The organism is Arthrobacter sp. ok909, assembly GCF_900104405.1.
In the GTDB taxonomy this organism is placed as follows: domain Bacteria; phylum Actinomycetota; class Actinomycetes; order Actinomycetales; family Micrococcaceae; genus Arthrobacter; species Arthrobacter humicola.
In genome coordinates this window covers 71,713-93,210 of the sequence record NZ_FNJS01000018.1, presented here as the reverse complement: position 1 = coordinate 93,210, position 21,498 = coordinate 71,713, and the positions used below count along the sequence as shown (strand labels likewise).

The following is a 21,498-nucleotide window of genomic DNA, read 5'->3' as shown; positions in this document are numbered from 1 at the left end:
TCCCGCCGGCCGCGCCTGCCCCACCGGCGGCAGTGCCATCGGTGGTGGTGCCGAGCCGGGCCAGCAGGTCCCGGTAATCGATGGTGACCATGACCTGGGGGCGGAGCCCGCCCGCGGCGGGCAAACCCCCGGTGGCGAGGGCGACTTCGCAGGCACCGACCAGGCCGTCCAGTAGCCGCTGGGCCCGGGACCGTTGATCCAGCCCCGCCGTCCCGGGATCCTCCGCGAACACCGGCTGGCCTGCTGCTGCGGGGGCGTCGTCCGGAACGGCATGATTCCCCGGGGCCTGTGCATCACAAGCCAACACGCCGGCGCCGGCATTCGTGACCGGCCACTCACCGTCGGTCGCACTGGGAGCCCACCCCACGGCGAAAGCCGTGCCGGCGGGCTCAGCGGCCCAGCCAGCAGAAACGGGCGTGGCCTCAGCGTCGGTGGCATCAACCGCCCAGCCGCGACCGGCGGCAGTTTCTGCACCCGCGGCCCAGCCATCAGAGGCCGCGCCGGCCGCGGGGCCCTCAGAAGAGGCGCCAGCGGCCGATCCCTCAACGGCGGTCCCGGCGGCGGGTGTGCCCGTGGTGCCGGTGCGGGGATTGGTGCCGGTGTTCATGACGGTGAGGAGGTACTCGAACTGTTCGGTGGTCGCGAAAATCTCAAGATGGTGCAGGCCGTGGCGCCGGCGCCGGATGAACGCGCCCTGAAGCTGGCGCAGCAGCTCCTCGGACGGCTCGGCACCGTCCTGATCCAGCGCATCCGCCCAGCCCCGGGCCACCCGGACCAGGAAGTCCGCATCATGTTCCGCGGCCGTGCGCGTCAGGGCGTGCTCCATCCGCGCCAGCGCCCCGGCGTCACAGACGTGCCGGACCTTCTCCAGCGCCGCCGCGATGATCGTCGCGGCCCGCGACGCGACCTCCCCGGCCGCGACCGCCGCACCCAGCTCCCCATGCGCGGCCGGGACGGGCTGGCCGGTGAGTCCCCGCCGGGGCAACAGACCCCCGGCCAGCGACAACCGACGCTTAGCCTCCGTCGCACCGATCCGCAACCGCGCCCGCAGGAACTCCGCCGTGTTCCGATACCCGTCATCCACCACCGCCGCGTCACCGGCCACATCCAACGGCACACCCTCCCCGGACAGCGCGTCGGGCGAAGCCGCGGACCCGGGCACACCGTCGATCCCGCCGTCAGTCCCGTCGCTCACCGCGCCGAACGATGCGCCACTGGCCGCCGCGGTCCTAGGGGCTTCGTCCCGCCAGCCCGTCGTCCACGACGTGCCGGCCCCCGCCGCCGCCGTCCTCGCCGCCGCCGCGGCGGACTGCTTTCTGGTCCGGTCCACCGCTCCGGCCGCCACCAACTGCAAAAACTCCACCCGGCGCGAGAGCTCCTCCACACCCCCGGCGAAATCCGACGCGGCCCGGAAATCCCACAACGCCGCATCCTGAACCGCCGTCGACCCCACAGCCTCCAGCGCCGCCAGCGCAACATCCACACCCGACCACCGGCCCCGGTCCGTGTTGCGGTCCGTGCCCTGCCCGTCGTCCCCGAACGGAATGAAATCCCTGGCGGCTTCCATGACACCAGTCTCCTCCGGGGGTCCGACACTTTAAGCGGGAACCGTGCGCGAAGCCATTGGCGCCGCGGAGCGGTTGCCCGGCCGCCAGGATTTCAGGGCGATCGGGTCAAAGCGCACGGGTCAACGCGCGCGGTTCAGGACCCGTGGCCGGCCGAACTGTGTGCGGACACCGGGGGAGAACAGGACAGATTCGGGCGGCCCGCCGACCTCAATGCCCGCAGCGCGCACCAATTGATCCTCCAGCTGGGTCACTCGCGCCCGGTACAGCGGCCATGCGCTGTGCGTGTTGGGAACATAGAGGGTCTGCCGCTGAACCGGGAATGCAGGCCGAACCGGGCCGTCAGGTGTACTGATAGCGGGTCTGTCGCCTCGACGTCGAACTCCGGGACGACGGCGAAATCGCTCCGAGCGCCTCCCCGGAAACGCCGCACCAGGTAACCGCTCTGGGACCCCGCCATGCCGGCGGCTCCCAGCTCCCCGGGTGGCACGGCATCCCCACCGACGAAGCTGGCGCGTGACCAAACATAGGGAATCCCGGCGGCCCGCGCAGCGAGCACCACCGCCAACCGCGACGCATCCAGACTGAGGAAGACTACTCCCCGGGTGCCGTCCGGTTCCCGGGAGTAGAGGCGCACGTTAATCTCGGTGAAGCTCCCGAAGTACGGGATACCGGGTCCGCGGCCCAGACCGGCGCCTTGCATTCGAAAACCGATGAGCCCCACCCAAGCGGATCCGTCAAAGCTGTCCGGGACAACTCCCGGAGGCATGAACGACGCCGCCACCGTCTCAGGGATGCGCCAGTGCAGGAACACAGCATCGGTCCAGCGTTGATCCATAATGATCGGGCGCGGAAGCTCGGGTGCCGCCGGCCAAGGATCTAAGTTCATGCGAATTGTCCTTCCTGCAAGCTCCGTAGTTCAGCCCCACCAACTCGAACGTCGACTCAGTTCAGATGTCGCCTCAGTTCGGCGGCGACGTGGCTTCAGCCAGTCGCGGAGGAAGCCGATGGACCTCCGCGCTGGCTCTGCCAGGGCCAGCGTCCGGTGATCTCAAGCTCGAGCGAGAAGCTCAGGAAGGTCCGAATGAGCACAATAATGCCCAGCACGCCGACACCCTCGAAGGTCGGTGTGACGGCGACCGACCGGATGATGTCGGCCGCGACCAGCAGCTCCAGACCCAACAGGATGGACCGGCCCAGCAATTGCCGGTAGGAGCGGTAGACGGTCAGCGGCGCGGAGTCCGCCGGCAGCCGTTCCGGCTGATATCCCCGCAGCGCCAAGGGGATGGATATGACCGCGCCGATCACCATGACGGCCACTCCCGCGAAGTCCATGAAGCTGCCGACCGTCTCAATGGTGTGCTGAAGATCCATGGTTCCCCTCATTGAAGGTGATAGTGAAGTGTGCGGTGATCAAAGCAGGCCCTAAGGGTGCCGGACGCCGACTCCGGCAAGAATGGCCCGGTAGCCTTCGCGGAAACTCGGGTACTGAAACTCGAAGCCGGTGCTGCGGAGCAGGGCGTTGCTCGCCCGCTTGTTGCCACCCCGTGACGGTTCCCCGCCCGACGGCGAAGTCCCGCCCGACGGCGAAGCCGCGCCGCCCGATGCGTCCGCCGACTCCGACGCCGGCTGGGGGAGCCCCAGCTCGGCCGCCAGGAAGCTCAGCACGTCACCGAGCTCGGCCGGTTCATTGTCGACGCCTATATACACGGGCCCGGGAACCGCATCTATGGTGCACAAGTGGACGGTTGCGGCGGCGGCGTCGTCCCGGTGGATACGGTTGGTAAAGCGCGAAGCCGCCGGAATGACGGCCGTTCCGCCGCGCACCTGGTCGATCAGCCGGGTCCGGCCGGGACCGTAGATGCCGCCCAGCCGCAGCACAATGGGGGTGATGCCGGTGCCGGTCAAGCGGCTGTAGAGGAGTTCCTCTGCCTCGCGGATGATGCGGCCCGAGTACCCGCCGGGTTTCGGCGTCGTGCGTTCATCGATCCAGCCGCCGTCGGCGTCACCGTAGACTGCGGTCGAGGACACAAACAGGACCCGGCGGACGCTGGCGCCGGACGCCAGAACGGCGTCCAGCACGTGCGCGAGACCGTCCACATAAGCGGTCCGGTAGGCGGTCTCCGTGGGGGAATCCGCTGCAATCGCGACGACGACGGCGGTAGTGTCCGCCGGGACGGCCGGCAGGTCGCTCGAACTCAGGTCCGCCGCGACCCCCTCAATGGCAGCTGGAAGCTTGCTCGGCGAGCGACGCCAGCCCACCACACGGTGTCCGGCGGCCGCGAAACGCAGTCCGGCCTCAGTGCCCAGATCGCCGCAACCGGCCAAAAGTACAGTCATAGGGCCAGTCTGCCAGCCTTCACGAGGAGCTACGCACAGGCTTGGGCAAAACTTGAACTGAACTTGTGGCCCACTGAACTAGCGGACCCGACGCCAGACCCCGAGGTCGGACCCCGACGTCGGACCCCGTCCGGCGTCATTCGGCTGTAGCCGTTCGGCTACCTCGCCGGGATCGGGAAGAAAGCCCGCGGGTCCTGCAGCAGGGCTGGGTAATCGAAGGCCGAGCGGTCCACGATCTCGTCGACCTGGAAGTTACGCGCGAACTGGCCGTCCACGGTGATCGGACGGCCCAGGACCTTGCCGATGGCGAAGGAGGTGCCCCCATTGACCGGGATGGCGACCACGGAGTTGCCCGGAAGGGTGGTGAACGCATCTTCTTGCTGCTGGCGCTTGCGGGTGGGCTTCTTGACGAGCTGCTTCGGCGGCAGCTTGCGTACCTTGGGGCGGCGGGAGCCCGAATCGGCGTAGACGAACTGGTAGTCGTCATCGGCCGCGGGCTTGGCGCGTCCCACGGGCGGCAGACTGACGGTCTTCAGCTGCTCCGGTTCGGTGTCGCCGAGCGGCAGGCGCAGGACCCACATCCGCTCCCCGGCAGGATCCTCCGGCACGAGCTCGAGCCTGGGCTCCGGCCAGACATACTCCAGGTCCGGGTCCGTGCCCGGGAAGACCTTGGCGTAAAACCGCGGATCCTTGGCGATCAGCCGGGACCGGTGGCTGAGGTGGAAATCCGGCTCGCCCAGCCACGGCGGCATCGGAATCTTGGCGGCGTAGTCGGGGTGGGCCGCCTGCGGCGCAAACTCCATGATCTTCTCGCGGGTGGTGTCCTCGCCGCCGCGGGCCGTCCATTCATCCACCACGGCCAGGCCGTACATCGTCAGCGCGGGGACGTACCCCATCCACATCCGGATCGCCGGGTGCGACTGCCAGCCATACTCCGGGATCACCAGCGCACGCAGGATCTGCAGCGCTTCAACACGCTGCTTGCCGAGCCGCTCGCGGTCCAAAACCGCGGCGCTCTGCTGGAAATCGGGGAAGGGGAGGAAAGTCTGCATCTCTCCAGTTTGAGGCCACGCGACGAATCCACCAATTGCACAGGACCGCGCGTGCGCATGTTCACATTTTGGAATGAAGGAGACAGGTCATTACGAAGGGGCGTAATATAGCAGGACCCCATCAATGCCGCCCGGAGGACACGCCATGAATCCAGCCCCTGTTATGCCGTTTGTGCCGAAATACGGCCAACTGCTCGGTCCGGAAGCGAACGGCATTCTCGTGCTGGAGGAAGTCATTCTTGACCCGGTGGCGGCCCGCAACGAACTGCACGGCTTCCGCGCCGCAATGGCATCGGTCGCGCTGACCATGCGGCGGATTCTGGCGTTGCGCCTCTTCATCGCCGTCGTGGCGATCGCCAACCTGCCCCTCTTTTTGCTCAATACGGGCTGGTGGATTTACGTCGTCTCACTCACCCTGGTGGTCGCCGTCCACGCCGCAGTGTCCTGGTTGAACCGGAACGAGCCGCGGATCAAGCAGCGCCGCATGCTGGAACTGCACCTGCACCGGGAGCGGAGCGACAACTACCGCAAGGTCCGCGACGCCGTGAAGTACGTCATCGACGCCCCTGCGCGCGTGAACGAAAACCTCTACCTTGAACTGCTCGCCGCGAAGCGGGTGGCCCTGCACCTGGCTATGGGCACCGTGGCCCTGCTGGACACGAGCGACGACGCCGCGTGGAAACTTCAGATTGTCCGCGAAATCCCGCAGGCCGCCTAACCAGCACCGCTCACCCGAGAAGCACGGGTCACTCACGCACCACGACGCCGGAGCGTCCCCTCGCGGGATTGCTCCGGCGTCGTGCGTTAACGGCGTCGTGCTTTAGCGCGTGACCTATCCGGGAAGCTGCAGGACCTGGCTCGGGAACACCACATGGGGGTTGCTGATGGTCGCCGCGTTCGCGTCGGCCAGCAAGCGCCAGCCTCCGGCAATGTTGAGCTTCTCGGCGATCGTACTCAGGGTTTCGCCGCTCCGGATGGTGTAGGTCTGGCCACTGACTGATACCGGTGCAACGTGCCGGGGTGCCGGGACGGCTGCCTTGAGCGCTACACTCCGCGCAGGCACCCTGGCTGGGGCTGCAACCGCGGCGGGCTGTCGTGATGTTGTGGCGCTCTGCGGAGCCCCGGCGCCTCCGCGCAGGCCCAGCTTCGCGGCGCAGGCGGGCCATGCGCTCCAACCCTGCGTGGCCCGCACTTTTTCGGCGACGGCGATCTGTTGCTCACGGCTGGCATTGGCCGCAGAGCCTGTTCCGCCGTAAGCGGCCCAGGTGCCGGGGCTGAACTGCAGCCCGCCCCCGTAACCGTTTCCGGTGTTGGTGCCCCAGTTGCCGCCACTTTCGCATTGGGCCAGGGAGTCCCACGTGGAGGCGGGGGCTGTGGCCGGGGCGGCCGCATTAGCTGCCGAGGCCGACAACGCGACGCCTGCAATTGAGACAGCCGCCAGAGTCATGCCGCGGCGCGCGGCAGTGCCATAGGTGGATTTCTTCATGGTTCAGATGCTCCTGAGGGCCACCGGCGCTCGGTCCGTCCCCGGACGTTGTCGCGCCACTGCCCGCCCCTGACATTAGAGGTCATTACGGTGTCTACCGGTCGGGCAGTATCTGGTGGTGGCAGCACCGGGCATTCAATACCCGGTTGCCGGGCATGCAAACCAGATTAAGGCAGGCCCCGCCCGTTATCAAGACGTTATTTTTCCCGTTTCTGCCGTTATCATCCCACCGCTGACTCACGCGAACATGTTCGCGTCAGCCCCCAAGCATGGTGGCCAGGTACGGCGCCGTCCGGCTCGTCCCGGAACGCGCGACGGCGGCGGGCGTCCCGGTTGCCACGATCTGACCGCCGGCGTCGCCGCCAGCCGGGCCCAGATCAATCACCCAGTCCGCGGCGGCCACCACATCCATGTCGTGCTCGACCACGATGACGGTGTTGCCGGCGTCCACGAGCCGGTGAAGCTGGGCCATGAGGAGTTGGACATCGGCCGGGTGCAGGCCGGTGGTGGGCTCGTCCAGCAGGTAAAGGGAGTGGCCGCGCTGGGCCCGCTGCAGTTCGGTGGCGAGCTTGATGCGCTGGGCCTCACCGCCGGAGAGCTCGGTGGCCGGCTGGCCGAGGCGTAGATAGCCCAGGCCCACCTCGCGCAGCGTCTGCAGGCTGCGTGCCGCCACCGGTACCCTGGCGAGGAACTCCGCGGCGGCGTTGACGGTCATGCCCAGGACCTCGGCGACGTTCTTGCCGCGGTAGGTGACCTCGAGGGTCTCCGGGTTGTAGCGCGAGCCGTGGCATTCGGGGCACGGGCCGTAACTGCCGGGCAGGAACAAGAGTTCCACGGCCACAAAGCCTTCACCCTGGCAGGTCTCGCAACGGCCGCCGGCAACGTTGAAGGAGAAGCGTCCGGCGCCGAAGCCCCGGGCCCTGGCCTGGTCTGTGGCCGCGAATTCCTTGCGGACCGCGTCGAAGAGTCCGGTGTAGGTGGCGAGGTTCGAGCGCGGGGTACGGCCGATCGGCTTCTGGTCCACCTTGACCAGCCGGTCCAGCCGGTCCAGCCCGCTGACCGGGCCAACACTGAGCGGCTCGGTGGACTCGCCGGCCTCGGACTCCAGGTCTTCAGGGGCTTTCGCCGCTGCGTCGGCCTCCGGATGGAGCCGGGCGCCTACGACGTCGGCGAGGACCTGGCTGACCAGCGTGGACTTGCCGGACCCGGAAACACCGGTGACCGCGGTTAGCACGCCCAGCGGGAAGTTGGCGTCGAGGTCGCGCAGGTTGTGCCTGCTGATCTCCCGCAGTTCCAGCCAGCCCGCTGCTTCCCGGCGGGCGCCGCCGGCGGCCGCACCGCCGTCAGCCGAGCCGCCGGCCGAGCCGTCTGGCGAGCCGCCGGCCGAGCTAGCGTCAGCCGAGCCGCCGCCGTCGTCCCTTGTGCTAGCGCCGCCAGCGGAACCTGCCGAACCATCCGGGAACAGGAACGGCCGGGTGACCGACGCGTCCACCTCGGCGAGACCGGCCACGGGGCCGCTGTAGAGCACTTCGCCGCCGCCCTCACCGGCGCGCGGACCCACATCCACCAGCCAGTCGGCTCGGCGGACAATGTCCATGTTGTGCTCCACCACGAACACCGAGTTGCCGGAGGACTTGAGCTGGTCCAGGACCGCGAGCAGGGGCTCGGCGTCGGCGGGGTGCAGCCCGGCGGAGGGCTCGTCCAGCACGTAAATCACGCCGAACAGGCCGGAGCGGAGCTGGGTGGCGATCCGCAGCCGCTGCATTTCGCCGGGGGAGAGGGTGGGGGTGGAGCGGCCCAGGGCGAGGTAGCCGAGGCCGAGGTCCAGCAACACCGTGACGCGCTGCAGGAGGTCCCGGGTGATCGCGACGGCCACCTCGTTGCCCTCGGCGGAGGACTGTTTCCGGGGGGACTGTTTGCGTGAGGCGGTTCCGACCTGTGTGAGCTCGGTGGTGGGCCGGATGATGTCCGCCAGCTCCGTCATCGGGACCGCGTTGAGCTCGGCAATCGTGCGGCCCGCGAAGGTCACAGCCAGGGCGGCGGGCGTCAGGCCGCTGCCGCCGCAACGCGGGCACGGGCCGGTTTCCATGAAGCGCAGCACCCGGTCACGCATTGTGGTGCTCTTGGAATCGGCCAGGGTGTGCAGCACGTAGCTCTTGGCGCTCCAGAACCGGCCCTTGTAGGGCTTGGCGACGCGGTCGCGCTGCGGCGTCACCTCCACCACGGGCTGTTCCTCGGTGAACAGGATCCAGTCGCGGTCTTGTCTGGACAGCTTCCGCCAAGGCGTGTCGACGTCGTAGCCCAGGTGGGTGAGGATGTCGCGCAGATTCTTGCCCTGCCAAGCGCCGGGCCAGGCGGCGATGGCGCCGTCGCGGATGGTGAGCGAGGTGTCCGAGACCAGGGAGGATTCGGTCACGGTGTGCGCGATCCCCAGGCCGTGGCACTCCGGGCAGGCGCCGGCGGCGGTGTTCGGCGAGAACGCGTCCGAGTCCAGCGGTGCGGCGCCGTCCGGGTAGCTGCCGGCGCGGGAGAAGAGCATGCGCAGCGAGTTGGACAGCGTGGTGAGCGTGCCCACGGTGGAGCGCGAACTCGGAGTGCCGCGGCGTTGTTGAAGCGCGACGGCGGGAGGCAGCCCGGTGATCATCTCCACCTTGGGGTTGTGCCCCTGCTGGATGAGCCGGCGGGCGTAAGGGGCCACGGATTCGAAGTAGCGGCGCTGGGCCTCGGCGTAGATGGTGCCGAAGGCGAGAGACGACTTGCCGGAACCGGAGACGCCGGTGAAGGCGACGATCGCGTCGCGGGGCACATCCACATCCACGTTGCGCAGGTTGTTCTCCCGTGCGCCGCGCACCCGCACGAAACCGTCCGTGGGGCTCCCTGGAGCCAGATCCGGAACGGTGGGGCCAGGCAGATCGGAAGCATGCTGTTTACTTTGCATTGGTTCGACTCTATCGGTGTCGGAGGGGGTGGGCATATCGGTGCGGGCATATAGGGGTGCGGGCATATCCTTACCGAATGGAAACAAACGACGCCGCCACGGGCACCGGCACCCAAACCGCCGCCGGCACAGATGCGGCCGCGACCGGTCCTGACAGCGACGAAGCCCCGGAACTCACCGAGGCGCCAGAACTTGCCGAGATCCCCGAGGAAGCCCACATACTGCCGGTCGCTGAACTGCACTTGCACATTGAAGGAACGCTCGAGCCCGAGCTGATCTTCGCGCTCGCCGAGCGCAACGGGATCCAGCTGCCGTACGCGGACCTGGACGAGTTGCGTTCCCGGTATGAGTTCACCGACCTGCAGTCCTTCCTGGACCTGTACTACGCCAACATGGCGGTGCTGCAGACCGAACAGGACTTCGCGGACATGACCCGGGCCTACTTGAACCGGGCGGCGCTCGCCGGGGTACGGCATGCCGAGATCATGTTGGACCCGCAGGCGCACCTGTCGCGCGGGGTATCGCTGGAGACGTGTGTCAACGGCGTCGCCTCGGTGCTGGCGGGATCCCAGGAGGAGTTCGGTATTTCCACCCTGCTGATCGCGGCTTTCCTGCGCGACCTCTCCGAGGACTCTGCCCTCGAAGTGCTGGAGCAGCTGCTCGCCTTGGACGCCCCGATTGCCGGCATCGGCCTGGATTCCGCCGAGGTGGGCAACCCGCCGGCGAAGTTCCAGCGGCTCTTCGCCCGGGCCAAGGACGCCGGCCTGCACCGGATCGCGCACGCCGGCGAGGAGGGGCCGCCGTCGTACATCATCGATGCGCTGGACCTGCTGGACGTGGAGCGAATCGATCACGGCATCCGGTGCATGGAAGATCCCGAACTCGTGGAACGGCTGGTTGACGAGCTCATGCCGCTGACCGTGTGCCCGCTGTCCAACGTCCGGCTCCGCGCGGTGGACACCCTGGCCGAGCACCCGCTGCCGGCGATGCTCGCTGCGGGCCTGAACGTCAGCGTGAACTCGGATGATCCCGCGTATTTCGGTGGCTACGTGGATGACAACTTCGCCCAGCTGAAGTCGGTGATCGGCCTGTCCGAGTTCGACTGCGTCAGGATGGCCGCGAACTCAATCCGCTCCTCCTTCGCCAGCGACGAGCGCAAAACCGAGCTGCTGGCCGAACTGGCGGCGTCCGGCGTCTAACACCACGGTTGCCCTATCACTTATGGTCGCTAAAACAGTCGCTAAAACGGCCGGATAGTAGCCATAAGTGATAGGGCAACGGCGGTGGCGCTTAGACGTCGATCGTGCCCATGTTCGGGTAGCGTGCGCCGGCGGCGACGCCGGCCGGAGCGAGCTCATCCAGGCGGTTGAGATCCTCGGCGGAGAGCTCGACGTCGACCGCGCCAAGGTTCTCCCGCAGGCGTTCGCGCTTCTTGGTGCCCGGGATCGGAACGATGTGCGCGCCCTGGGCCAGCAGCCAGGCCAGCGCCAGCTGCGCCGGGGTGCAGCCCTTCGCGTCGGCCAGTTCCTTGACCCGGTCAACGAGCTGCAGGTTCCGGTCAAAGTTCTCGCCCTGGAAACGCGGGGAGTGCCGGCGGAAATCGTCCGCAGCAAAGTCATCGGGGCTGCGGAATTGTCCGCTCAGGAAGCCTCGGCCCAGAGGGCTGTACGGAACGAAGCCGATGCCCAGCTCGGCGAGCACCGGGAAGACCTTCGTCTCCGGCTCGCGTTCCCAGAGCGAGTATTCGGTCTGCAAAGCGGTGATCGGGTGAACCGCATGGGCCCGGCGGACGGTGTCGGCGCTGGCCTCGGACAGGCCAAGGTGCCGGACCTTGCCGGCCTGTACCAGCTCGGCCATGGCTCCGACGGTGTCCTCGATGGGGACGGTCTTGTCCACCCGGTGCTGGTAATACAGATCGATGTGGTCTACGCCCAAGCGCTGGAGGCTTGCGTCGCAGGCGGCGCGCACGTAATCGGGGGAGCCGTTGATGCCGACCCAGGATCCGTCGGCCCGGCGTTCGTTGCCGAACTTGGTGGCCAGGACGACGTCGTCCCGCCGGCCGGCGATGGCCCGGCCGACGAGCGTTTCGTTCGTGAAGGGGCCGTACATGTCCGCGGTGTCCAGGAGGCTTCCGCCGGCGTCGAGGAAGGCCTGGATGGTGGCGATGGACTCGTTGTCGTCGCCGTGGCCGTAGAACTCGCTCATGCCCATGCAGCCCAAACCCAGGGCTGAGACGGTGAGCGAACCGAGTGTGCGGGTTTCCATGGAAATCTCCTCAAAATAACGGCGGGGGCGGCCTCCGGCACCTGATCCGGCACCGATCGGGCATCTGACAGGGCGGCCGGACGGCGCGCAGTGGGCAGACCGCCACTCTAGGCCCATCGGGCGAGCGGCACAACGGAACAGTGGCCGGCCCGGTTCACCCTCGCCGGAGGATGTGCCGGGCGACGCCGAACGGCAGAGTGCACGTATGACGAAGACTGGACAGCGGCGCGTCGGATGGCTGCGCGGGGTGATGCCTGGACTGGACGTCCCCGCCACGTACCAGAGAGAGTGGTTCGGCAAGGACATCATTGCCGGCGTCGTCCTGGCGACGTTGCTCGTTCCCCAGGGCATGGCCTATGCGGAGCTGGCGGGACTGCCGACGATCACCGGGCTGTACACCACCATCCTCTGCCTGCTCGCCTATGCGGTCTTCGGCCCGTCCCGCATCCTGGTGCTGGGACCGGACTCTGCGCTCGGTCCAATGATTGCCGCGACGGTCCTGCCGCTCATCGCCTCCGACGGCGACCCGCAGAAGGCGGTGGCACTCGCGTCGATGCTCGCGCTCATGGTCGGCCTCATCATGGTCCTGGCGTCCGTGGCCAAGTTCGGCTTCATCGCCGACCTCATCTCCAAACCCACCATGATCGGCTACATGAACGGCCTCGCAATCACCATCCTGGTGGGCCAGCTTCCGAAGCTCTTCGGTTTCAAAGTGGACAGCGATACCTTCGTCGGTGACTTCGTCGGCTTTGTTCAGGGCGTGGCCAACGGCGAGACAGTGGTCGCGGCCGCAGCAGTCGGCATCGCCGGGATCGTGCTGATACTTGCCCTGCAGCAGTGGCTGCCCAAGGTCCCTGCCGTGCTCGTCATGGTGGTCCTCGCCATTGTGGCGACGACGATCTTCGATCTGGCGAGCCGGGGCGTTTCCCTTGTCGGGGAACTCCCGCGGGGCTTCCCGCCGTTCACCATTCCCCGCGTGGAGCTCTCGGACATCGGACTGATGTTCGCCGGGGCCCTGGGCATTGCGCTGGTGTCCCTGACGGACACGATCTCGAATTCGTCGGCGTTCGCGGCACGCTCAGGCCAAGAGGTTCATGGCAACCAGGAGATGATCGGTATCGGTGCCGCGAACCTGGCCGCGGGCTTCTTCCAGGGCTTCCCGGTGAGCACGAGCGGCTCCCGGACAGCGGTCGCGGAACGTTCCGGGGCTAAGACCCAGCTCACGGGTGTGACGGGCGCCGTGCTGGTGCTTCTCATGCTGGTGCTGCTTCCCGGGCTGTTCCGGAACCTGCCACAGCCGGCGCTGGCGGCCGTGGTGATCACGGCGTCCGTGTCCCTGGCCGACGTCCCCGGCACCGTGCGTCTGTGGCGCCAGAGCAAGGCCGAATTCAGCTTGTCGCTTGCTGCCTTCCTCGGGGTTGCGTTCCTGGGGGTACTCCCCGGCATCGGCATCGCCGTCGGGCTGTCCATTCTCAACATCTTCCGCCGGGCATGGTGGCCCTACGAGACGGTGATCGGGCGGGTGCCGGGATACGAGGGATTTCACGATGTGAACTTCCACCCCGACGCGAAGCACTTGCCCGGACTGGTGATCTACCGCTGGGACGCACCGGTGTTCTTCGCCAACGTCAAACCATTCCGCGACAACATCCGCCAGTTGGCCCGGACCGAACCCAAGCCGCGGTGGATCCTGCTCGCGGCCGAACCGATCACGGACGTGGACACCACCGCCGCGGACGTGCTGATCGAGCTGGACCGCGAACTGGACGCGCAGGGCACGTCACTGGTCTTTGCCGAGCTCAAGCACCGGGTCAAGGAGAAGATCGAACTCTACGGGCTCAAACAGGAGATCGATCCACACCACTTCTACCCCACCCTCGACGCTGCGGTAACGGCCTACATGGCTCTCACCGGGGCTACGTGGAGCACCGAGGACTGAGCGGGGACTGACCCCGCATTGCTTTCCTACTCACGGGTACTGGTGAGTTGATCCCCCGTGCGCCCCCGTCGGCGCTGTCATAGTGGGTCACGACACATAGAGTTAACAGATCCAGCTCGCAAAAACCAACGTTTCCTTGGCAAAATGCAGGTGGATCAATTGCTTCTAAAGGAGACCCATGGGCGCGAACACCGCGGAAAACACCAACCTTCGGCTTAAGGCCGTGCTGGATGTCCTGGCAGAGGAGGTATGGACCGGCGAAAAGCTGAACGCCGGAGCCGTCCTGAGCGAGGCCATCGTGCGGGTGCCCCTCAATGACCACGAACGTGAACTGCTGAGCGGCGGCATTCCCCGCGGCCACAAGACGCTGACCTCTGCCACGGCCAAACTGGTCAAGGCCGGCTGGCTGGTCAAGGGCCGCTCCGGCTGGTCCATCACCGACGACGGCCAGCGCGCCACGGTTGCTTTCGCCGAGCCTGGCGCCTTCGCCGAAGCGCTCGACGCCGGTACTCCGGTGCCAGCCGGGACCCCGCTGCCGTCTGCGCCGGCAGAAAAGCCCGCTGCGAAGACTCCGGCCAAGACTGCTGCGAAGGCCACAGCAAAGACCGCAGCGAAGGCCGAGAAGGCGCCGTCGACAGCGGGCAAGGTCGCTGACAAGGCTGCCAAGCTCGTCGAGGAGGCCGTTGCCCCGGTCGCCAAGGTGGTGCGGAAGCGCAAGCCCGCGGCCAAGGCCCCTGCGGCAGAAGCCCCGTCGGCTGTTTCGGCAGCTCCGGCAGCAGAAGCGCCAGCCGTCAGCACCGAAACCATCGAACAGCCGGAAGCCGTCGCGGTTGTCGGCGACTTCAACATCCTGCTGGGCGCGCCGGCCAACTGGGCGCCGCAGTATGACGAAGTCCAGATGGAACTGGACCTGGTAGACCAGCTGTGGAAGATCGCCGCGGACCTTCCCGCCGGCTTCTACACCTTCAAGATCGCCCTGAACCGCTCGTGGGACGAAAACTACGGCGCGTTCGGCACCTTCGACGGCCCCAACCACGAGGTCCACCACGGCGGCGGCGTCCTGGTCATTCAGTACGACCACCGCACCCGGGACATCGTTATGCCGTAGGCTCCGACACCCAATCATCCTGCCGACGCGCAAATGACCCTTCGATACCCGAATTCCGGTATCGAAGGGTCATTTGCGCGTCGCGGGAGGAATTGCGCATCCTGAGCCTGCGTTGGGACCCCGGGGCGGCCTAGCATTACCTCGTGGACACGGTTGAGATTGCGGGTCTGAGGATCCGGTACCAGCGTGCGGGCCAGGGGCCGCCGCTGGTCCTGTTGCACGGTGCTTATGAAGACAGCCGGATCTGGCGGCGGCAGCTCGACGCGCTGTCGGATGAATTCACGGTTTTCGCTTGGGACGCCCCCGGGTGCGGAGGCTCCGACGATCCGCCCCCGGACTTTACCGGCAAGGACTTGGGCGACGCCCTGGCCGGATTTCTGCGCGAAGCAGTGCCGGGCAGGCCTCACGTCCTCGGACTGTCGATGGGCTCCGGCGTTGCCCTGGAGCTGTACCGGACTTACCCGTCAGTCCCTGCGTCGCTGCTGCTGGTCTCGGCGTACGCCGGCTGGGCAGGATCCCTGCCGCCCGAGGAAGTGGAGCGCCGCTACGCGCAGGTGCTGGCCGAACTTGAGCAGCCGCCAGAACAATTCATCCCCGTGTGGCTGCCCACGTTATTCACCGACCGTGCCGATCCGGCGGTTGTGCAAGAAGTCAGCGCCATCATGGCCGACTTCCATCCCAGCGGCATGCGGGCACTCCTAAACGCGAACGCACACGCCGACTATCGCGATGTCCTGCCGACCATCGCGGTACCCACGCTGCTGCTGTACGGCACGGAGGACGTCCGCTCGCCGGTCAGCGTGGCCCGCGAAATGAACCAGCGGATCCCGGGCTCGACTCTCGTGACGATTCCCGACGTCGGGCACATGGCGGCCGTCGAGGCGCCGGACGCCTTCAATAGGGAAGTGCGAAACTTCCTGCACGGGATTGCCGGTTGAGCCGGCCCGAGGATTGACGCTAGAGCCGGGTGATGCCCGTCAGAACCGGGTTGGGTCCGGCCGCGGCGGCATCGGGCCTGGATCCGGAATCGGGAGGGGATTGGGCGTCGGGAACGGACCCGGTGCCGGTGACGGCGTGGGCGCCGGTCCTGGCAACGGCTCGGGCCCCGGCTCCGGCCCAGGAACCGGCGGCGGCGTGATCGGACCGGGTTCGGGCGGGAACGGATCCCCGGGCTCCGGCGGCGGCGTCGTGGGTCCCGGTTCCGGCGGAAACGGATCGGGTTCTGGTGTCGGAGGAATTGTCATGTCGGGCTCCCTCAGTCTTTGCGGATGGTGTGTGTTGCGCCGGACTTCCGGTCCGGGGTCTATCGAGCCGGCCGTGCTGCTCCGGCGCGCAGGACCTTCAGCTCCCAGGGCCGGAGATGCAGTCGGGGCACCGCGGCATCGGCAGGGTAGTTTCCCAGGACCAGTTCCGCGCTGTCCCAAACAGCTGGAACATCAACAATCGCAACGTCGGCGTCGTCGAGCGTCACCTTCTGGTCCTGACCGGAAAAGTTGCCGAGCACCAGGAAGGTGGTGTCCGGCAGCGACCGGGCAAAGGCGTAGACGTGAGGGTCATCCGGCAGGAGCATCGTGAAGGTCCCGTGCGACACCACCGGCTCCGCATGGCGCAGCGCAATCACCTTGCGGTAGAAGCTGAAGACCGAGTCCGGGTCATCCACCTGGGCGGCGGCGTTGATGTGGTTGGCGTTCGGGTTCACCGCGATCCAGGGCGCGCCGGTGGTGAAGCCCGCGTGCCGGGAGGCGTCCCACTGGACCGGAGTCCGCGCGTTGTCCCGGTTGAGGGGCGCGAGGGCGGCGAGGACCTCGGCGTCGGTATGGCCGAGGTGCGTGGTGGCCTCACGGTGGTGATTGAGGACCTCGATGTCGCGGTAGTCGCTAATCGCACCGAAGGTCATGTTGGTCATGCCGAGTTCCTCGCCCTGGTAGACGTAGGGCGTGCCGCGGTGCAGGTGCAGGATGCCCGCCAGCATCTTCGCGGACAGCTCACGGTACGTGCCGTCGTCGCCAAAGCGGGACACGGCCCGGGCCTGGTCGTGGTTGCCCCAGTACAGGCTGTTCCAGCCGCGCTCGGCCAAGCCGTCCTGCCAGCGTCCCAGAGTCTGCTTCAGCTCGGTGAGCAGGAGTTTCTTGGGCCGCCACTTGTCGCCCTCTTCCTGATCCAGCGCCACGTGCTCGAACTGGAACACCATGTCCACCTCGGCCCGGGCCGGGTCGGTGTACAGGACGGCGTCCTCCACCGTCACACCGGGCATTTCGCCGACGGTGAGGAGGTCTCCGGTGCGGCCGGCGAAGACTTCCCGGTGCATCTCCTGCAGAAACTCGTGCATGCGGGGGCCGTCGATGTAGAACGGGGTGCCGTCGCCGTAGAGCTTGCCGTCACCGCGGGGGCCGTCCGGGAGGGAGGTGTCCTTGGAGATGAAGTTGATGACGTCCATCCGGAAGCCGTCCACGCTCCGGTCTAGCCACCAGTTCATCATCTCGTAGACCGCCGCACGGACCTCGGGGTTCTCCCAGTTCAGGTCCGGCTGCTTCTTCGAAAAGATGTGGAGGTAGTACTCCCCGGTGGCCTGATCGAACTCCCACGCGGGCCCGGAGAACGCCGAGCCCCAGTTGTTCGGCTCCGAGCCCGTGCCCGGTGTGGGGCCGGTCCCGGCAGCAGCCTGCTCGCGTGGCGGCCGCCACCAGTACCAGTCCCGTTTCGGGTTGTCCTTCGACGAGCGGGATTCCACAAACCAGGGGTGCTCGTCCGAGGTGTGGTTGACCACGAGGTCCATCACCAGCTTCATGCCCCGCGCGTGGAGCCCGTCGGTCAGTTCCCGGAGCTCCTCCAGCGTGCCGAAAAGCGGATCGACATTGCGGTAGTCGCTGATGTCGTAGCCGTTGTCGTCCTGCGGGGAGGTATAGATCGGGGACAGCCAGACGACGTCGACCCCCAGGCGCTTTAGGTAGTCCAGTTTGCTGATGATGCCGCGGAGGTCGCCGATGCCATCGCCGTTGGAGTCAGCGAAGCTGCGCGGATAGATCTGATAGACGACGGCGCGTTGGAACCAGTCGCTTGAAGTCGCCTTAGGTGTTTCCGCGGGGGCTTGTTCAACCGTCATGGGACTCCTCAGCTGGTCCGGCAGGCGATGCGGGAGAGCGCTGTTGCTGCCCCCGCCAACGTCTGATTATTGACCAGTTGGCGGGGGCTGGGAAGACCTTGCCAGGATTGCGGCCGGGGCCGGGGCTAGTTCTGCGAGGCGATGGCGTTGTCGCGGTCCTCGAAGACATCCTCGCCGGGACCGGAGAAGGCCTTGGAGCGCTGGATCGCCTCGATGGACCCGGTGAACAGCTGGGAGTCGTGGGGGTCCGCGTGCCGGTGGTGCTCGTCCGCGGCGGAGACAGTGCCCGGGCGCTGGGACCCTGGGCGCTGGGGACCTGTCCCGGCGTCGGAGGCGCTGGAAGCGGCGGAAGCAGTGGCGGCCGAAGGCAGCCGTTCGAGGCGCACATGGGGGAGCGCCGTCGGGTGGTCTTCCTGCAGGAACAGCACCAGTTCCTCACGGATCAGGCAGCGGAGGTCGAAGAGGGAAGCGCTGTCCGCGGCGCTGACCAGGATGCGCACCCGGACGAAGCCGGCGGTGGCGTCGGTGATCTGCAGGATGCCCACGCGCTTGTCCCACAGCGGGGTATCGGCCAGGACTTTCTTGAGTTCGGCGCGCATCGCTTCGACCGGTGCGCGCCAGTCGAGGTCGAACTCCACGGTGCCCATGACTTCGGACTGCCGGCGGGTCCAGTTCTCGAACGGGGTGGTGGTGAAGTAGGTCGAGGGCAGGATCAGGCGGCGGTCGTCCCAGATGTGGACCACCACGTAGGTCAGGGTGATTTCCTCGATCCGGCCCCATTCCTTCTGGACCACCACAACGTCGTCCACCCGGATTGCGTCCGTGAAGGCCAGCTGGATGCCGGCGAAGACGTTGACCAGCGAGGTCTGCGCGGCGAGACCGGCGACGATCGAGATCACGCCCGCGGAGGCCAACAGCCCGGCGCCGAGGGCTTGGATCGCGGGGAACGTCAGCATCATGCTGCCCAGGGCCACCACCACGATCAGGGCGACGCCGATCCGCCGGGCCAGGATCACCTGGGTACGCAGCCTGCGGGCGCGGCGGTTGTCCGCGACATCCACCCGGTACCGGGTCAGGACCATCGCCTCGACGATGAGCAGCATGGCGATGGCCAGCCATGCCAGGGAGGCGATGAGCGCAATGAGCAGTAGATGGTCCAGGGCGTGGCGCCATTCGAGGTCCCCGGTGGAAATGGCCAGCGCGATCCGCACGGCGATGAGGCACAGGGAAAAGCGCAGCGGCAGCCGGGCCACGCGGGAGGTCTCGCGCAGTTCGGGCTTGCTGCGGTTGAGCCGGAGCACAATCTTGCGCACCAGCCAGGACAGGACGAGTCCGGCGACCACGGCGAGGGCCATGGCCAGGAACGGCATTGCTTGTGTCAGGAACTCTTGCATTACTTAAGCTCTAGCAAGCTTCCGTGGCCAACTGAAATCGGCGGAATGTCAACGTGCGTCCCGTCACGCCGCTGCGGGTGGTTGCGCCACGTCGCGTCACTCGGTTGCATTCGGCGGCGCCACGGCCGCACCGGACACGGTTCTGTGGCCGCCGCGGCGTGGAACGGCGTGGCCGCCGCGGGACTTTCGGCTCTGGTTTCTGCGGCCCGGCGATCGAGAATGGTCGAACCACTTGAATCCCAGGGGGAGGGTGACATGCGTCGACTTTCGGCACTCGGCACGGCGGCAGCGGCCGGCGTCTTGGTGGCGGCGCTGCTCGGCGCCTGCAGTTCGCCCTCCGGTTCTGGTTCGCCGTCGCCAACCATGCCGACCGTGCCGCCTTTGACCTCCGCGCCCGCCAGCAGCGGCGCCGCCGATACCGCGCCGACTGAGCCGTCGTCGGCACCGGACACCCCCGCGCCGACGGCGGCGAACTGGCAGACCCTCAAGACGCCGGACGGGAAGTTGCAGTTTGACCACCCGGCCGAATGGACCATCAAGGACCGTGGCGCCGAGGCCACTCCCGGCGGGGTATTCCTCGAGGTCCTCAACCCGGGCGGCAAGTCGCTGGCCACGCTGCGGACCAATGTGGCCACCAGCGCCGAGTGCACACCAAGGATCCCGTACTCGGTGCTCGACCTCGTTCCCGTGCCCGCTTTGGCCCAGCAGGGGGTTACCCCGCACTTCATCTTTGAGCTGCGGCTCTATCCGGCCGAGAAGGACCCCACGAAGGCCAACGTCATGGCGTACGGCCTCAGCTCGGCACCCAAACCGGCCGGCCCCGATGCCTGCCCGATCTACCACTACTTCACCTGGCCTCCCGGCGGAGCATCGTTCGGCGGCGTCTACAACCCCTTCGACACCACCCCCGGCAACGAGCCCAATGTGGACACTCCGGAGGCGTACATGAACACCGCCGAATACCAGAACGTCAAGAGAATGATCACCTCGCTGCGGCCGGCGGGGCAGTAGAGGCGGCCGGGCTCGTGCACAGGCGCATGAAGGGACGGGCGGCGGCGTCTTCCGCGAGTGCGGTAGCGGCTCCGGCAGCGTTTCCCGCTCCTGTACTGTCCGCGCTGACGGTCGCGGCCCTGCTGCTGGTCGGCTGCGGTTCGCCCGCTGGACCACCGGCGCCCTCCGGTGCTGCGACGACGGCAGGCCCGACGTCGGACACCGCGACGCCCGGAAACTCCCCTGGAAATTCACAGGGAACTGAACAGGGAACAGAGCCGGGGACAGCGTCCGGGACCGCGCCGCCGGGCGCTTCATCGGCAACGCCGGGAAGCTCTCCGGGAACAGAGCCGGGAACCTCGCCGGGAACCGCGCCGCCGGACGGCTCAGCGACGGCGGTGGGGCCGCCGTCGTCGGACTGGAAGACATTCACGACGTCGGACGGGACGCTGAGGTTCGACTATCCGGCCGCCTGGTCCGTCAAGGATCCCGCCGGGCAGGCGCCGCTGGGCGGCGAGTTCGTGGACGTGCTGAACGCTACGGGGAAGCAGATGGCCGCGTTGCGCACCAACGTCGTCACGGGCGCCGAATGTGGCGATCAGCAGCCCTACCTGCTGATCGATTCGGAGCCGATGCAGGCACTCACCGAACCCGGCTCGGACGACCAGAACGGGCCACGCTACGTCTTCGAAGCCCGCGGTGACTTCCGTGCGGCCGAAAGTTCTGCGTCCACCCTCGCCGCCTACGGAATCACCATGATGCCGCCGGAGACGGGGCCCACGGCGTGCCCGATGTTCCAGCTTTTCCTCTGGCCGCCCAGCGGCGCGCTCTTCGGCCAGGCCTACAACCCGGCGAACAACACGACGCCGGGAGACCCCGGCCTGCCGTATCTGGAGAAGGCGAAACTGTACGCCACCACGGCGGAGTACCAGGACGTCCGGAAGATGATCACGTCGCTTCGTCCTGCAAAAACTGCGGTGAGCGAGCCGGCGAAGTAGCCCGGCTACACAGCGGGCAGATGCCGCCGTCGACGGCTTGCCGGTGCCTGCGCGGAGTTCTTGCTGGTGCGTTGCCCGCCCCACGGGGTGCTTCGGATCTCGCTGATCAGCCCGGTACCTGCGCACTCGCGCACGGCCATGATGCCGTTCGCCGCCTGGCGTTTGTCGTCGAATGCCCGGGAAATGGCCAACACGGTCCCGTCGCCGGCGAGAAGCCGGAACCGGACGTTGGATTCCGCGTCAGTGAAGATTTCGAATAGTCCAGCCATCGCCTTGTCCTTTCGGGCAGTTGTTGCTGCCGGGAGGGTAAGAGCACTTCG

Annotated in this window: 17 protein-coding genes and 1 pseudogene; 7 read left to right on the top strand and 11 right to left on the bottom strand. The window is 67.5% G+C overall.

The window, feature by feature from the left end; all coding sequences use genetic code 11:
• The 5 genes and pseudogenes from BLR03_RS14990 to BLR03_RS14970 form a co-directional block, all read right to left on the bottom strand.
• The coding region (locus BLR03_RS14990) for a DUF222 domain-containing protein (RefSeq protein WP_139184570.1) at positions 1–1,567 on the bottom strand (1,567 nt) is incomplete at its 3' end.
• Between the two features lie 120 nt (positions 1,568–1,687).
• A pseudogene (locus tag BLR03_RS14985) lies at positions 1,688–2,454 on the bottom strand (YqjF family protein).
• A gap of 95 nt (positions 2,455–2,549) precedes the next feature.
• Entirely contained in the window at positions 2,550–2,939 is a 390-nt protein-coding gene (locus tag BLR03_RS14980; protein ID WP_091254015.1) for a DUF1622 domain-containing protein, read from the bottom strand.
• 51 nt (positions 2,940–2,990) lie between these two features.
• On the bottom strand, positions 2,991–3,905 hold the full coding sequence (locus BLR03_RS14975) for an SDR family oxidoreductase (protein WP_091254012.1): 915 nt from the start codon (positions 3,903–3,905) through the stop codon (positions 2,991–2,993).
• A gap of 158 nt (positions 3,906–4,063) precedes the next feature.
• Positions 4,064–4,957: an MSMEG_6728 family protein gene (locus tag BLR03_RS14970; protein ID WP_091254010.1), complete on the bottom strand. Its 894-nt coding sequence runs from the start codon at positions 4,955–4,957 to the stop codon at positions 4,064–4,066.
• Positions 4,958–5,102: 145 nt separating this feature from the next.
• On the opposite strand from BLR03_RS14970, the gene BLR03_RS14965 reads away from it, so the two are divergent.
• Positions 5,103–5,675, top strand: coding sequence for a hypothetical protein (locus tag BLR03_RS14965; RefSeq protein ID WP_091254051.1), 573 nt, complete (start codon positions 5,103–5,105; stop codon positions 5,673–5,675).
• Positions 5,676–5,789: 114 nt separating this feature from the next.
• Here the strand turns inward: BLR03_RS14965 and BLR03_RS14960 are convergent, their stop codons facing one another.
• Both BLR03_RS14960 and BLR03_RS14955 read right to left on the bottom strand, forming a co-directional pair.
• A complete protein-coding gene (locus BLR03_RS14960) occupies positions 5,790–6,443 on the bottom strand; it encodes a LysM peptidoglycan-binding domain-containing protein (protein WP_091254007.1) in 654 nt (217 codons plus the stop codon).
• A gap of 256 nt (positions 6,444–6,699) precedes the next feature.
• A complete protein-coding gene (locus tag BLR03_RS14955; protein WP_091254048.1) occupies positions 6,700–9,381 on the bottom strand; it encodes an excinuclease ABC subunit UvrA in 2,682 nt (893 codons plus the stop codon).
• Positions 9,382–9,458: 77 nt separating this feature from the next.
• Here BLR03_RS14955 and BLR03_RS14950 point away from each other — a divergent pair, with 77 nt between their 5' ends.
• Positions 9,459–10,580 (top strand): adenosine deaminase, encoded by a 1,122-nt coding sequence (locus BLR03_RS14950; RefSeq protein ID WP_254788519.1) that lies wholly within the window; start codon positions 9,459–9,461, stop codon positions 10,578–10,580.
• Positions 10,581–10,671: 91 nt separating this feature from the next.
• Here BLR03_RS14950 and BLR03_RS14945 read toward each other — a convergent pair whose 3' ends face one another.
• The gene (locus BLR03_RS14945; RefSeq protein WP_091254005.1) at positions 10,672–11,646 is read right to left on the bottom strand and encodes an aldo/keto reductase; all 975 of its coding nucleotides are present in this window, start codon (positions 11,644–11,646) and stop codon (positions 10,672–10,674) included.
• Between the two features lie 205 nt (positions 11,647–11,851).
• Here BLR03_RS14945 and BLR03_RS14940 point away from each other — a divergent pair, with 205 nt between their 5' ends.
• From BLR03_RS14940 to BLR03_RS14930, 3 genes are all read left to right on the top strand, one after another.
• Positions 11,852–13,585: a SulP family inorganic anion transporter gene (locus tag BLR03_RS14940; RefSeq protein ID WP_091254002.1), complete on the top strand. Its 1,734-nt coding sequence runs from the start codon at positions 11,852–11,854 to the stop codon at positions 13,583–13,585.
• Positions 13,586–13,763: 178 nt separating this feature from the next.
• A complete protein-coding gene (locus BLR03_RS14935) occupies positions 13,764–14,693 on the top strand; it encodes a pullulanase X25 domain-containing protein (RefSeq protein WP_091253997.1) in 930 nt (309 codons plus the stop codon).
• A 143-nt stretch (positions 14,694–14,836) separates the two neighbouring features.
• Positions 14,837–15,631, top strand: a complete 795-nt coding sequence (locus BLR03_RS14930; protein ID WP_091253995.1) for an alpha/beta fold hydrolase — start codon at positions 14,837–14,839, stop codon at positions 15,629–15,631.
• 365 nt (positions 15,632–15,996) lie between these two features.
• On the opposite strand, the gene BLR03_RS14925 is transcribed toward BLR03_RS14930, so the two are convergent.
• Positions 15,997–17,796: a glycoside hydrolase family 13 protein gene (locus tag BLR03_RS14925; protein WP_091253993.1), complete on the bottom strand. Its 1,800-nt coding sequence runs from the start codon at positions 17,794–17,796 to the stop codon at positions 15,997–15,999.
• Positions 17,797–17,921: 125 nt separating this feature from the next.
• Positions 17,922–19,190 carry a mechanosensitive ion channel family protein gene (locus BLR03_RS14920; protein ID WP_175460569.1) on the bottom strand — a complete coding sequence of 423 codons (1,269 nt, stop codon included), beginning with the start codon at positions 19,188–19,190 and terminating at the stop codon, positions 17,922–17,924.
• 255 nt (positions 19,191–19,445) lie between these two features.
• On the opposite strand from BLR03_RS14920, the gene BLR03_RS14915 reads away from it, so the two are divergent.
• Together BLR03_RS14915 and BLR03_RS14910 are read left to right on the top strand one after the other, a co-directional pair.
• Positions 19,446–20,201, top strand: a complete 756-nt coding sequence (locus BLR03_RS14915) for a hypothetical protein (RefSeq protein ID WP_091253991.1) — start codon at positions 19,446–19,448, stop codon at positions 20,199–20,201.
• Between the two features lie 377 nt (positions 20,202–20,578).
• Positions 20,579–21,178: a hypothetical protein gene (locus BLR03_RS14910; protein WP_254788518.1), complete on the top strand. Its 600-nt coding sequence runs from the start codon at positions 20,579–20,581 to the stop codon at positions 21,176–21,178.
• A gap of 5 nt (positions 21,179–21,183) precedes the next feature.
• On the opposite strand, the gene BLR03_RS14905 is transcribed toward BLR03_RS14910, so the two are convergent.
• Complete coding sequence (locus tag BLR03_RS14905; protein WP_091253988.1) at positions 21,184–21,447, bottom strand: YegP family protein; 264 nt, start codon at positions 21,445–21,447, stop codon at positions 21,184–21,186.
• Positions 21,448–21,498 lie beyond the last annotated feature (51 nt).

Coding starts and splice junctions, on each gene's coding strand:
- BLR03_RS14970 (WP_091254010.1), bottom strand. CDS start 4,957: ATGCAGACTTTCCTCCCCTTCCCCGATTTCCAGCAGAGCGCCGCGGTT.
- BLR03_RS14935 (WP_091253997.1), top strand. CDS start 13,764: ATGGGCGCGAACACCGCGGAAAACACCAACCTTCGGCTTAAGGCCGTG.
- BLR03_RS14905 (WP_091253988.1), bottom strand. CDS start 21,447: ATGGCTGGACTATTCGAAATCTTCACTGACGCGGAATCCAACGTCCGG.
- BLR03_RS14965 (WP_091254051.1), top strand. CDS start 5,103: ATGAATCCAGCCCCTGTTATGCCGTTTGTGCCGAAATACGGCCAACTG.
- BLR03_RS14940 (WP_091254002.1), top strand. CDS start 11,852: ATGACGAAGACTGGACAGCGGCGCGTCGGATGGCTGCGCGGGGTGATG.
- BLR03_RS14950 (WP_254788519.1), top strand. CDS start 9,459: ATGGAAACAAACGACGCCGCCACGGGCACCGGCACCCAAACCGCCGCC.
- BLR03_RS14980 (WP_091254015.1), bottom strand. CDS start 2,939: ATGGATCTTCAGCACACCATTGAGACGGTCGGCAGCTTCATGGACTTC.
- BLR03_RS14915 (WP_091253991.1), top strand. CDS start 19,446: ATGCGTCGACTTTCGGCACTCGGCACGGCGGCAGCGGCCGGCGTCTTG.
- BLR03_RS14920 (WP_175460569.1), bottom strand. CDS start 19,190: ATGCAAGAGTTCCTGACACAAGCAATGCCGTTCCTGGCCATGGCCCTC.
- BLR03_RS14955 (WP_091254048.1), bottom strand. CDS start 9,381: ATGCAAAGTAAACAGCATGCTTCCGATCTGCCTGGCCCCACCGTTCCG.
- BLR03_RS14945 (WP_091254005.1), bottom strand. CDS start 11,646: ATGGAAACCCGCACACTCGGTTCGCTCACCGTCTCAGCCCTGGGTTTG.
- BLR03_RS14975 (WP_091254012.1), bottom strand. CDS start 3,905: ATGACTGTACTTTTGGCCGGTTGCGGCGATCTGGGCACTGAGGCCGGA.
- BLR03_RS14960 (WP_091254007.1), bottom strand. CDS start 6,443: ATGAAGAAATCCACCTATGGCACTGCCGCGCGCCGCGGCATGACTCTG.
- BLR03_RS14925 (WP_091253993.1), bottom strand. CDS start 17,796: ATGACGGTTGAACAAGCCCCCGCGGAAACACCTAAGGCGACTTCAAGC.